This window comes from Bradyrhizobium sp. OAE829, assembly GCF_040546575.1.
Taxonomy (GTDB): domain Bacteria; phylum Pseudomonadota; class Alphaproteobacteria; order Rhizobiales; family Xanthobacteraceae; genus Bradyrhizobium.
In genome coordinates, this window is the sequence record NZ_JBEPOE010000001.1 from 5,903,447 (window position 1) to 5,915,216 (window position 11,770).

Genomic DNA, 11,770 nt, shown 5'->3' on the forward strand with positions numbered 1-11,770 from the left:
CGGAGCAGACATGGCAGATCGCCCATTTCCGCCGCGGGACGGCGGCCGGGGATCGCCGACGGGCAGCGGCACGGCCGTGGAGTTCGGCAAATCCATCGATGACGAGACGCGCAAGTGGAGCGCGGTAGTCTGCGATGCGGACCTCAAGGGGGGAGTAGGCTTTCTCCTCACTGATCGCTTGCATCTACCTTGGGTGCGAAAACCGTTATCAGCGTTGGATGGCAGCCAACAAAGTCGAGCCTCAACGTCTAAGACTACATCGCCGCGCAACTGCTGTTCGGGTGGAGCAAGGCGGTGACCCTCTCATTCGCGATGAATGTCGAGTCCATCCACCGAAGGTCAGCCTTTTTCCGTCGGGCGGTATGACTGGTTAACGCCGGGTACCCCGAGAGTTCGGGGCTGCCGGCATCCGATCTGCTCCGATGAGCCGACATGGTTAAGGCTTGCCCCCGCAAAATGACCATCGGCGCATCCAGGCGCGGGGCAGACAAAGGCCGTCCTAATCCGGTGGTTAACAACCTTGCAGAGGCGGGAGGAATGGGTCACCATTCCAAATGGCAGCAAAAGGCTAAGCACAAGAAATTACTCGAATAATCGACTGATCCCGTCAGGACGCGATTATGTTTTGTGATGCGTGCCGATCGGCAATGGATGAGCGGGACAAGTACTGCGCGGCCTGCGGGGCTCGGGCGCTGCAAAAGCGATGCGACAGCTGCGGTAAATCCAATCGGCCGGAAAGCAGTTTCTGCGCTTATTGCGGAGACTCGCTACGCGTAACCATCAACGGCGGCGGTGCTGTTGCCGAAGATGCCCAAGCCTCTACCGAACCCAAGGCCGAACTCAAATTCGTAACGATCCTGCGTGCGGATATCGTCGGTTCGACGACTATTGTTGCGGACCTCGATCCCGAACATGCCGTCTCCCGTCTCGAACCCGCTCTGTCGGCGATGCGAGCCGCGGTTCGACAATTTCGCGGTACGATCAGCAAGGAGCTCGGGGACGGATTGGTCGCCGCGTTTGGCGCCCCGAGCGCTGACGATAACCATAGTCGCCTTGCCTGCCACGCAGCGATCGAACTGATCCGGCGTGTCGCAGAACTTGGCGACCCGAGCATCCAGGTGCGCGTGGGGCTGCACTCCGCCTACGTCCTGGCCTATGTCGTTTCGAGTGACGTCTCCCACGTCTACGAATTCGGCGGATCAGCACAGCATCTGGCGGAACGACTGCAGGCGGTCGCCCCACCGGGACAGATTATGGCCTCGGAAGCGTGCCGGCTGCTATCCGAAGGATTCATCGACTTCGAGACGATGGAGCCAAGGCATCTGAAGGGCTTCGCAAACCCAATTCCGATGTACAGGGTGGTCGGGGTTCACCAGCTTTCAACCTGGCAGGTTCGCAAGGCTCGAAGCATCGGGCGGTTCGTCGGAAGAAACCCTGAGATGAAGTCTCTTAGAGCGGTGGCCGACGCAATCGCTAAAGACGGGAAAATGGTTTCCGTGCTTGGCGATCCGGGCATCGGAAAATCGCGTCTGGTGTACGAGTTTGTGGAGGAGTTGCGGGCGGCCGGATGGCGCGTGATCGAGGCCGAATGCAGCCCGCCCTTGCAAGCCTCGCCCTTTGCCGTGTTGAAGAACGTTCTGCAATCGGCCCTCTCGCCACATTTGCGGGCCGGCAAGCCGATCCCGGGCGAGGATCCGCTCGCTGGTTTGCCGCCGATCTGGCATGCGGCGATCGATGCCGTGCTGGACCTCCCGGTTTCGGATCCCGACTGGAGCAAGCTTGAGCCCAGGCAACGTGGTCGGGCAATTGCAGAGGCAAGCCGTGCCGTCATTGAGCGGATAACCCAGGAATCGCGGGTCATGCTTCTGATCGAGGATTTGCACTGGATCGACAGTGCGAGTGCGGCGCCAATTGAATCCCTGGAATCACTGACCGCCCGTCATCCGTTGTTGATCGTGACCACCAGCAGGCCCACCGGAACGCCGGAGCTGCGTAGCCGACGAAGCTCGGTCAGTCTGTGGTTGCGTCCGCTGGACGACGACGCCGGTCGAGAAATGCTGGACGATATCCTTGGGCACTCCCCGTCGGTGACGGATTTGAAGGACCGGATCCTCCGACATACCGGCAACGTACCGCTTTTCATCGAAGAGGTGTGTCGCGGTCTTTCCGATCAGGTCGTTCTCGGCGGGCACCACGATAGCGCCGGCGTTGACATATCTCCGGATAAACTGGGTATACCCGCGACCATCCAAGGCATGATCGCCGCGCGCATTGATCGTTTGAGCTGGGATGAAAAGATTCTCCTTCGAACAGCGGCTACGGTCGGAACACAGGCAACCGCCCGCATTTTGCAGGAGGTAACTGGTCTGTCTGACGAGCAGCTGCAGTCTCAACTGGCCGCGCTCGACCGCGCCGAACTCCTGATCGAAGTCAGCCTGTTGCCAAGCCACGTCTACGAGTTTCCGCACGAACTGATCCGCCAGGAAGCGTACGAATCCATGCTGGAAGCGGCGCGTGAAAAACTGCATCGGCGAATCCTCGCCAGTATCGAGGCCGGAGCGTCGGGTCGTTTGGACGACCAGTCCGACGTTCTTCTCTACCACGCAACAGGCGCAAAGGACTGGCGCAAGAGCGCGCTGTTCGCCCGCAACATTGCCAGGAAATGTATTGATCGCTCGGCGCTGGCCGAGGGCGCGCATTATTTCGGGATTGCGATCGATGCGCTCGACAAGGCGCCGCTATCGGCCGAGCGCGAGACGCTTGCGATCGATCTGCGGATTGAGTCGCGCGTGGCGTTTTCTTCCTTTGGCGTTGTCGACAAGTGGCTGAGCCTGGCGAAGGAGGCCGATGCGCGCGCGGCGGCGATCGGGGACCATGCGCGCAAGGTTGCGACCATGGCGGTGCGCGCGGCAGCGCTCAATTTTTATGGCGCGCCCGTCGAAGCGATCGAGGCCGGGGAGGAGGCTGTCGGGAGGGCCGAGCAACTCGGCGATCGTGGATGGCTGAGCTACGCGGAGTTTGGCCTGGGTCAGGCATATTATGTCGCGGGCCGGTGCCGTGAAGCGGAGAAAATGTTCGCGCGAGCATGCCAGCAACTGACGGGTCCGGATCCCAAGGCTCCGCTCGGCAACACCCCGCAAGGTTTGGCTATCCTTTGCTACATGATGTGGGCTGTCGTGCTGAGTATGCGGGGTGACTGGGACCAGGCAGAGGTCGTTCAAGGTCATGCGCGCGCGATTGCCGATCGCACCGGCCGACCCATCGATCGCGTGTCGGTTGGCTATTGCTCGGGCTCGATCCTGCTTAACCGCGGTGATTTCGCCGGCGCAAAAGTCGAGCTTGAGAAGGCGTTAAAGCTGGCCAAGGAACACGAAACAAAACTATACATCCCAATTCTTGCTTGCCTTTGCGGAATGGCAAATCTGGAGCTCGGCCTGATCGACGAGGCCAAGATCGCTTTAACAGAAGCGCGGGACCAGGCACACGCGGTCGGTCATTCATCAGTCATGTTGCGCGCGCCCAGCTATTTGGCGCTTGCACAGAACGCGTCTGCGGAGGCGCTGGAAAACGTCAGATCCGTTCGCGCTGGAGCTCGCCAGCAAGGGTACGAAGGTCTTGAAGCGGAAACATGGTTATCGGAAGGGAGGATGTTCGCGACGCGGCCGGAGGCTGATCCGGAACAAATAAGCCAATGCTTGCGGAACTGTATCGCCATTGCCGAGCGGCTTGAGCATAAGCCTGTTGTCGCGAAGGCGGAGGCGTTACTGGTCAAGGTGAACGGCGAGTCCGTTCGACACTAAAAGCTGCTCATCAACTTTGAAGGCATCGTCAATTTACGTCTGGTGTGAAACGGCCTCTCGAGGCAGTGAAGCAAAGTGGAGGTGACAATGGCTGAGAAGAGCTTTTTTGCCGGATTCTATCAGGATCCGAAATTCATTGACGCCATGAACAAAAACTACACGACCAGTGCGATGAAGCAGAGCGTCAAGACGCTGCAAGGTCATGCAAGCATTAGCCTGGCGACCATGAAGTGGGGTGAATATCAGCCGGTCCTGACGCCGCGGGATAAATGGCCCGGAAAGACCTACGAACTTTGGCAGGAATCGATGCTGGCGGCCCGAGACAGTCTCGCGACGCAACCCAATAAGCTGCAGCTCTCGCCGGACGATGCCGCGGTGCCTGCTACAAAGTGCGATCTGGCCGACGCCGCGATTCGAAAGTGTTTTAACTCGGTACCGCCGATCCAAATCGTCATCGCGGTCAAGGTGAAAGAGGCCGGCGAAAAAGATCCAGCCGCCCACGACCTCAAGATAGAATGGACGACCATGGGGGGTGAGCCCACCCTCAACTTTACGATGGTCTGCCCTTACGAACCACCAACGTCGAAGGGGGGCTAGCGGGCCGAATTGCGGCCGGCTAGACAAGACTCCTGGAGGTATCATGGCAAAGATCAGGGTCGGTCTGGCCGGCTGCGGCTTTGTGTCGGAGCTGCATATGTATGCGTACAAGCGCGTCTACGGCCTGGATGTCGAGGTCCGGGCCGTCGCGGCACGCGGCGATCATGTCCTTGAGTTCGCCCGCCGGCACCAGATCCCGGCGGCGTATCGCAGTTTTCGCGATTTGATCGCCGATGGCGAGCTCGACGTCATCGACATATGCACGCCGCCCAATCTGCACGCCTCAATGATCGTCGAGGCGATGCAGGCCGGCAAGCACGTGATCTGCGAAAAGCCGTTCGCGGGTTATTTCGGGCGAGAAGGTGACAAGGCGCCGATCGGTAGACACGTGTCCAAGGCGCTGATGTACCGGCGCGTGCTGGAAGAGATGGAAAGCACCCGCGCGGCGATCGAGAAGACCGGCAGGCTGTTCATGTATGCGGAGGATTGGATCTACGCGCCTGCGGTGACCAAGACCGTGGAGATCCTCCGTGCCACAGGGGATAAGATCCTGTTCATGAAGGGCGAGGAGAGCCACAGCGGCTCGCATGCGGCGCATGCCGCGCAATGGGCGATGACCGGCGGCGGTTCGCTGATCCGGATGGGATGCCACCCGCTGTCAGCGGTGCTTTATCTCAAGCAGGTCGAGGCGAAAGCACGGGGTGAGACGATCAGCGTCGCCAGCGTGAGCTGCGACGTCGGCAACGTCGCGGCGTGCCTGCGGCCGGACGAGCGCGGCGTCATCAAGTCCAATCCCGTCGACGTCGAAGACTGGGGTACGCTCACCACTACTTTCTCCGACGGTACCAAGGCGACGATATTTTCCGGCGACATGATCGCGGGCGGCGTGCGCAATTTGATCGAAACCTATACCAGCGGCGGCGCGCTGTTCGCCAACATCACGCCGAACACGCACATGATGAGCTATCAGACATCAGAGGAAAAACTGGCGAGCGTCTACATCACCGAAAAGGTCGATCGCAAGACCGGCTGGCAATATGTCTGCCTCGAGGAAGAATGGACGCGCGGCTACTTGCAGGAAATCCAGGATTTCATGGAATGCGTCGCGACGGGGAGACAGCCACTCTCGGATCTCGCGCTGGCCTTTGAGACGATCAAGGTCAACTACGCCGGCTATTGGGCCGCTGAAGAGGGCCGGAGAGTGACGCTGTGAGTTGATCTCCCACGCCCCGCTTCCTGCGGGCTGCCAGGAGGTTCCGATGATGAATCTGACGAGGTTGCTGGTCCTGGCAATCTGCTGGATGTGGAGCGCAGGCGCCGCGCTCGCATGTTCCTGCGATCCCGTCTCTCCCGAAGCCGGCTTCGACCGCGCCCAATATGTGTTTGCCGGCAAGGTCGTCCGCGCGGACCAGCACGCCTGGCTCATCGAGGTCGAGCGCGCGTGGAAAGGCGGTGAGAGGCTCGCTCGCACCATCAAGTTGATGGACGTCTACGCAACGCTGGACTGCGAGTTCTTTTTTCAGCCTGGGCAGCGCTATGTTTTCTTCGCCATCCTGGCGAAGGGTGGTCGAGAGGTGTTTTATCACCCGCAAGCCTGCAACTGGACGAGACCTCTGCAGTCGACGCGCGTTCCCGTCGAGGGCAACGGGTCACTATGGCTCGAGGATTTCATCGCTCGCGAGCACGGCCCGGGAGAGCAACCCCGCGCCGAGCGCCCCTGATTGGGCAAGCCCCCCGATCGAATACGCTACGACGCGTAGACCGACGATTTCGGCAGCGGGAACACCGGGTCCTGCGTCCTGATATTGGTCGGCCAAACCACCGAGATGTGCTCACCGGCATTCTGCATCACGACCGGGGTCGAACGCTCGTTCTGACCGGCGAGCGGCGTGCCCGGCGGAAAGAATTTGACGCCGTAGCCCTGGATCGTGCCGCCCGGCGGGATGTCGACGTCGAGCGCGGCCTTGCGAATGGCATCGGGATTGAAGCCGCCGTATTTGTCCTTGGCGACGGGCAGCACGCTGTTGAGCAGGATCCAGGTCTGATTGAAGCCCATCGAGCAGTGCGGCGGCACATCGGTCGCGTTGGTCTTCTCCTTGTAGCGTGTGATCATTGTCTTGGTGAGATCGCCGATCCCGGGCGCGAGTTTGGCGGCGTCGAGCAGTTGCGCAGGCACCGGATCGATATTGCAGAAATTGTCGATGTCCGCGGCGAAGGTGGCGCGCAGCTTGTCGAGCTGGCTGTAGCCCGCGCCGGCCCCGAACAGCATCTTGAACTTGAGGCCGTTCTCGCGCGCCTGGCGCAGGAACAGCGTGATGTCAGGATTGTATCCCGCGTGCGAGATCACGTCGGGCCTCGCACGCTTGAGCTTGGTCACCAGCACCGAGAGGTCGGGTGCGGACGCCGAATAACCCTCGCGGAGCACGATCTGAAGGCCGGCCTCCTTGGAATAGGCCTCGTCGGCGGCGGCGACGCCGACGCCATAGGGGCCGTCCTCGTGGATCAGCGCGACCTTGACGTCCTTGGGCTCCATCCCGAGCTTCGCCTTGGCGTGTTCGACGATGAAGCCGGCGAAGGCCTGGCCATACTGATCGGAATGAATCTGGGCGCGGAAGACGTATTGCAGGTTCTTGTCCTTGAACACGGCGGTCGAGACCGCGGTCGTGATCCAGAGGATCTTTTTCTGCTGCTCGACCTTGGCCGCGAGCGGCACCGCATGCGAGCTCGCATAGACGCCGTTGATGATGTCGATCTTCTCCTGGTCGATCAGGCGCACCGCCTCATTGATCGCGACCTCGGGCTTGCTCTGGGAATCGGCGGCGACGGCGGCGACCTTGTACTTGCCGCCGATTCCGCCCTTTTCGTTGACGAGATCGATGGCGATCTGCGCGCCGATCGAGGAGGCGACCGATCCGCCGGCTGCAAAGGGGCCGGTCAAGTCGTAGATCAGGCCGATGCGTACCGTTTCGGCTTGTGCCTGGGCACGTGTCCAATCGAAGCTGAACGCGGCGGCCGCAGCCGCAGACGTCTTCAGCAGTGTTCTGCGTGAAGTGGGCATCGTGTCCTCCCATCGATTTTTCTTTGTTATGGCCGAGTATTTTGACAATGCGCTGGAATGTCAACGGCTTTGCCGGGCGGTTGATCGCGATAGCAGCGTTCCCGGCCGCAATTGTTGCGTCGCCGCGTCATGTTCGCCGCTCGAACCGGCTCCCTTAACGTGTCGCAAAGGGGGCCGGCCGGGGAAGGTCCATCGTTGCCGATAGCTGCGTCCGCACTTTAGATGCAGGCGGCCAGATGACTTTGCTTTCCCCGCCTTGTTGATGTCGGGACCTCGAAACCGGCATTCACGAGCATGCTCGCAAGTTGCTTGCGCGCGTAAAACATTCGGCTCTTCACGGTGGCAAGAGGAATATCGAGCATCTCGCTCACTTCAGCGGGCGAATTCTCGCGCTCGTAGACCATGTCGATGATTTCGCGATGGGCTGGAGACAGCCTGGCGATGCATGCGCGCAAAATGCTGTTGGTTTGCTTTCGATCAAGCGCGATTTCCGGCGTGTCACCGGCATCTGCGATTCCGTGCACATCGTCCTGATCGATGCTCTCGTGAATGCGCTCTCGCAGCGAGTTGATCGCCTTGAAACGGGCAATCGAGAGCAGCCATGTGGAAACCCGCGCGCGATATTCGAACCTGTTCGCGGAGCGCCAGACATCGAGGAATACCTGGCTGACGAGATCCTCGGCAATGCCCGGATTGCGGACCGTCCGTTTGATGAAGTGAAGTACTCTGGCGCGGTGACGGGCAAACATGATGTGCATCGCGGTCTTGTCACCCTCCGCAACGCTCTTGAGAAGCATCTCGTCGGAGATGCTTTCCTCCGCCTCTGTCGCATGGCAGGTGGCATAGGCCAGCTTGCCGTCGTTGATCGCATCGGATTGCCCGGCCAGGCACTTACGGTTCTTGCCGATGAAGTCAGGCAGGATCGCGGCCGGAGAAGTCGGCAGGGAGCCGCGCGAAAGGACTTTATCTCGATACCGATCCGGCAATGAAACAGGCTTCTCCGCTGCTTGCCGCTGTGCGATTCCGGGCATCGTCCGCTCCATTTTCTTGACGCGATGGCGCTGAGGATGCGTCGCATGGAGTCGTTTGCGCTACCCTACGAGGGGTGCGTGCTTCTAATCCCCTGGTCTAGGGTGAATGAGCCTGTGCAGTGGGGATGGGGCGCAGGATCGGACAATACATGGTCGCTTTGGGAAAGACGCCCGATATGCACAGCGCCTAAAATGCGCTCCGAGTGCTCAAACCCAGGGTCCCGCCGTGGTCCAGTTCCCAGCCGGCGCGGCCACACCCGCGTCCATCGTCGACGCCCTGAACGCGCTAGCCGGTCATCCGCCAAGGGTACGCTCAGGGGTACGCGCGAGCTTTGGTGAGGGCCGATGCGTTCGCGGCACCTATATTCCGTCGGACCATGCGCCGGAAGTAACGAGATCGCAAAGCTTCACAAAGCCATCACGCGTGCTGGCGCGCTTCTCGGTGAGCGGCGGCGATCCCAAAGTAGCGGATATCGACAGCGGCGTGCTGCGCGGCTTCAGCTTCAGGCTCGGCGACCAAGGTCATCGCTCGGACATGCTCCTGCAAAGCGCTCCGGTGCATTTTGCAAGGACGCTCGACCAGATGCTGGCTTACCTCAAGGCGCGCATGCCGGGACCAAGCGGCAAGCCGAACATGAGGAAGCTCAAGGCATTCTCCGTCGCCAATCCCGAAACGCTGCATCAGGCCAACTACATCGCCGCGCTTCCGCTGTCCGGAAGTTTTTCCGGCACGACCTATTGGGGTGTGCACGCCTTTCCCGCGACGAGTTCGAACGGCGAGACGCGGTTTATCAAGTTCAAGGTCGCGCCAGTCGGCGGAGACGTCACGCTGACCGGGGACGAGGCGAGGGCGAAGTCGGCCGATTTCCTTTACGACGATCTCAAGAACCGGATCGCCAAAGGCGGTGTCCGGCTCAATGTGATGGCGCTGCTCGGCCGTCCCGGCGATCCCGTCATGGACGTGACCAGCCGATGGCCGAATGAGGATGCCCGCGAATCGGTGCGGCTGGGTACGATCGTTATCACCGGTGTTGAAGCCGATGAGGCGTGCGACGCCTCCGTCTTCAATCCGGCAACTCTCGCCGAAGGCATCGCTCATCCGCCCGACGAGATCTTCGCGGCGCGCCGCGCCGCCTACGTCATCTCACTGGGGAAGCGCCGCTGACCCGCTACGCCCGGCATTGGCCTGGATCAATTCTCGCTTTCCGGGGCATTTTGCGCTTCGCGGCGCCACGCTCCCGGGCTGACGCCGACCACGTCGGAAAACACCCGCGTAAAGTGGCTCTGATTGGCAAACCCGGCCGATATCGCAATCTCGGACAGCGACAGGTCGGGGACGGTCATCAACTGCTTGGCCGCCTTCACCCGTTGGCGAAGCAGCCATTGGTGCGGCGGCAGGCCGGTGGAGCTACGAAAAGCCCGTGAGAAATGGCTGACCGACAGGTCAAACTCGGCCGCTATTTGTTGCAATGAAATCTTCCCGCCAAGATCGGACTCGATCCTTTCGCAGGCGCGCCTCATTTGCCACGGCGCCAGACCGCCGCGGGTCGGTTTGGCGTCGGGACGCAGTCCGCCATACGCCTGCGCGACGTGTGCGGTGAGGGCGAGCATCATGTGATCGACGAAAAGCTGATTGGTCTCGCCCGGCCGGCGCAAGCCTTCCTGCAGCGTGGCGCCGATGTGACGGACGACCGCGTCATCATGGGCGACACCAAGATCGCAGGCGAGCTCTCCGACGCGAGGCGTGCGGGCCTGTTCGGTGAGGCTGTCGAGCGCGGAGCGCGGCAGATAGAAAAACAGGGAGTGGAATGGCTTGTCGATCACATAGCGGGGATCGCGCTTGAGATCGTAAAGATATGTCGTCCCCGCCGGGACATCCGCCTTCATCACGCACTTGCCATTCTCCCAGAGTTCGCAGTCCGGGAAATCGTGAAGTTTCAGGCTGACGAGAAAAGCATCCTCAAGCGCGAACGAGCCGGAAAGACCCGGCACGGGGTTGTCATTTCGGGTTTCAGTGAATGCGAGCTGCACACCGCGCAGTGACCGCGTCATCAGCGACGGCGGCGCATCCTTCAAATGCAGGATTTGCCCGAGCCTTTGCCCGAAGGCGCCCGTCTGTATCATCTGGTTTGGTCTCATGCGCGGAATTGGACCAGGCAGGTCATCATCGTATCGCGAGGTCGCGCCGGATTATCTGACATCAGCGAACGACCGTCTAGACGTGCTCGTAAAACGCGAAGCTGCTGCGACATCAACCGGATCGATCGCGGGAAGGCGATTTTCGGAGCGAATTCAATGATTTTCCGGCTTGATCACCAGGTCGCGCGTCTGCGGCGTCTCAGCCATTAGTATCACGATTGCGCGCTTGGAGCAGGTTCCGACAAAGGACGGCGGCTTTAGGAAAGACGCCGTACTTGTACGGAGTTTAGAACACGGCCCGAACGATCGACTCAAGTTGAACGACCGCGACAGGCAACGGGGCAGTAGCGATTAGGAGACTAAGCAATGCTTGCCACCACCGCACTTGCCCGCTCATCCGCCCTACCAACCTTACCCCGATTACCCATGAGCATGGCTGCCGAAAAGACGGATCGCCCACTCGTCCTGATCGTGGACGATGACGAGGACGTCCGGTTCGCAATTCGAGAACTTCTGCTGTCGGTGGGAATCGACGCATGTTGCTTCGGATCGACACAGGAACTGTTGCAGGCCTATCTTCCGGAGCGGCCGGGCTGCCTGATCCTCGATGTTCGCATGCCCGGCGCAAGCGGCCTCGATCTACAACATCATCTCGCCTTGAACGGTCATACGAGACCGATCATTTTCCTCACCGGTCATGGCGACATCGCGATGACCGTGCAGGCGATGAAGGCGGGAGCCATGGACTTCCTTACAAAGCCCGTCCGGGACCAGACGCTGCTCGACGCCGTCACGGCCGGAATCGAGAAGGACATTTCGCTACGGACCGCCGCCCGGCACGTCAAGCTGCACGTCGACCGTTACGCGAAGTTGACGCCGCGCGAACGCGAGGTCATGCGCGAGGTGGCAAAGGGCCGCCTCAACAAACAGATCGCGTTCGATCTCGGCATCAGCGAGATCACCGTCAAGCTCCACCGCGGCAACGTGACGAAGAAGATGCAGGCCGCGTCCGTCGGGCAGCTCATTCGCATCTGGGAATTGCTGCCTGCGGAGATCCGGGAGCAAAAATCACCCTAGACCAAAGGATGGTTACGACCCGGCCAGCAATGGGCGAGACGAGAGTGTGGTCAGCCGGCCACGCTAGC

General features: G+C 60.8%; 9 protein-coding genes. 6 read left to right on the top strand and 3 right to left on the bottom strand.

Annotated features, from left to right (window positions below; all coding sequences use genetic code 11):
* Positions 1–620: 620 nt before the first annotated feature.
* The 4 genes from ABIE49_RS28350 to ABIE49_RS28365 all read left to right on the top strand — a co-directional run bounded on the left by ABIE49_RS28350 (position 621) and on the right by ABIE49_RS28365 (position 6,118).
* Positions 621–3,800 (top strand): AAA family ATPase, encoded by a 3,180-nt coding sequence (locus ABIE49_RS28350; RefSeq protein WP_354067018.1) that lies wholly within the window; start codon positions 621–623, stop codon positions 3,798–3,800.
* Positions 3,801–3,887: 87 nt separating this feature from the next.
* A complete protein-coding gene (locus tag ABIE49_RS28355; protein WP_192739948.1) occupies positions 3,888–4,397 on the top strand; it encodes a hypothetical protein in 510 nt (169 codons plus the stop codon).
* Between the two features lie 43 nt (positions 4,398–4,440).
* Entirely contained in the window at positions 4,441–5,610 is a 1,170-nt protein-coding gene (locus tag ABIE49_RS28360; RefSeq protein WP_192739949.1) for a Gfo/Idh/MocA family protein, read from the top strand.
* A gap of 46 nt (positions 5,611–5,656) precedes the next feature.
* Complete coding sequence (locus ABIE49_RS28365) at positions 5,657–6,118, top strand: hypothetical protein (RefSeq protein WP_192739950.1); 462 nt, start codon at positions 5,657–5,659, stop codon at positions 6,116–6,118.
* A gap of 26 nt (positions 6,119–6,144) precedes the next feature.
* Here the strand turns inward: ABIE49_RS28365 and ABIE49_RS28370 are convergent, their stop codons facing one another.
* Positions 6,145–7,455: an ABC transporter substrate-binding protein gene (locus tag ABIE49_RS28370; protein WP_192739951.1), complete on the bottom strand. Its 1,311-nt coding sequence runs from the start codon at positions 7,453–7,455 to the stop codon at positions 6,145–6,147.
* A 218-nt stretch (positions 7,456–7,673) separates the two neighbouring features.
* Complete coding sequence (locus ABIE49_RS28375) at positions 7,674–8,321, bottom strand: sigma-70 family RNA polymerase sigma factor (protein WP_354067638.1); 648 nt, start codon at positions 8,319–8,321, stop codon at positions 7,674–7,676.
* Positions 8,322–8,712: 391 nt separating this feature from the next.
* On the opposite strand from ABIE49_RS28375, the gene ABIE49_RS28380 reads away from it, so the two are divergent.
* Positions 8,713–9,651 (top strand): catalase family peroxidase, encoded by a 939-nt coding sequence (locus ABIE49_RS28380; RefSeq protein WP_354067019.1) that lies wholly within the window; start codon positions 8,713–8,715, stop codon positions 9,649–9,651.
* Between the two features lie 26 nt (positions 9,652–9,677).
* On the opposite strand, the gene ABIE49_RS28385 is transcribed toward ABIE49_RS28380, so the two are convergent.
* Positions 9,678–10,610, bottom strand: a complete 933-nt coding sequence (locus ABIE49_RS28385; protein ID WP_192739954.1) for a helix-turn-helix domain-containing protein — start codon at positions 10,608–10,610, stop codon at positions 9,678–9,680.
* Positions 10,611–10,991: 381 nt separating this feature from the next.
* Here ABIE49_RS28385 and ABIE49_RS28390 point away from each other — a divergent pair, with 381 nt between their 5' ends.
* Positions 10,992–11,702, top strand: a complete 711-nt coding sequence (locus ABIE49_RS28390; protein ID WP_502915929.1) for a response regulator transcription factor — start codon at positions 10,992–10,994, stop codon at positions 11,700–11,702.
* The last annotated feature ends 68 nt before the right edge of the window (positions 11,703–11,770 follow it).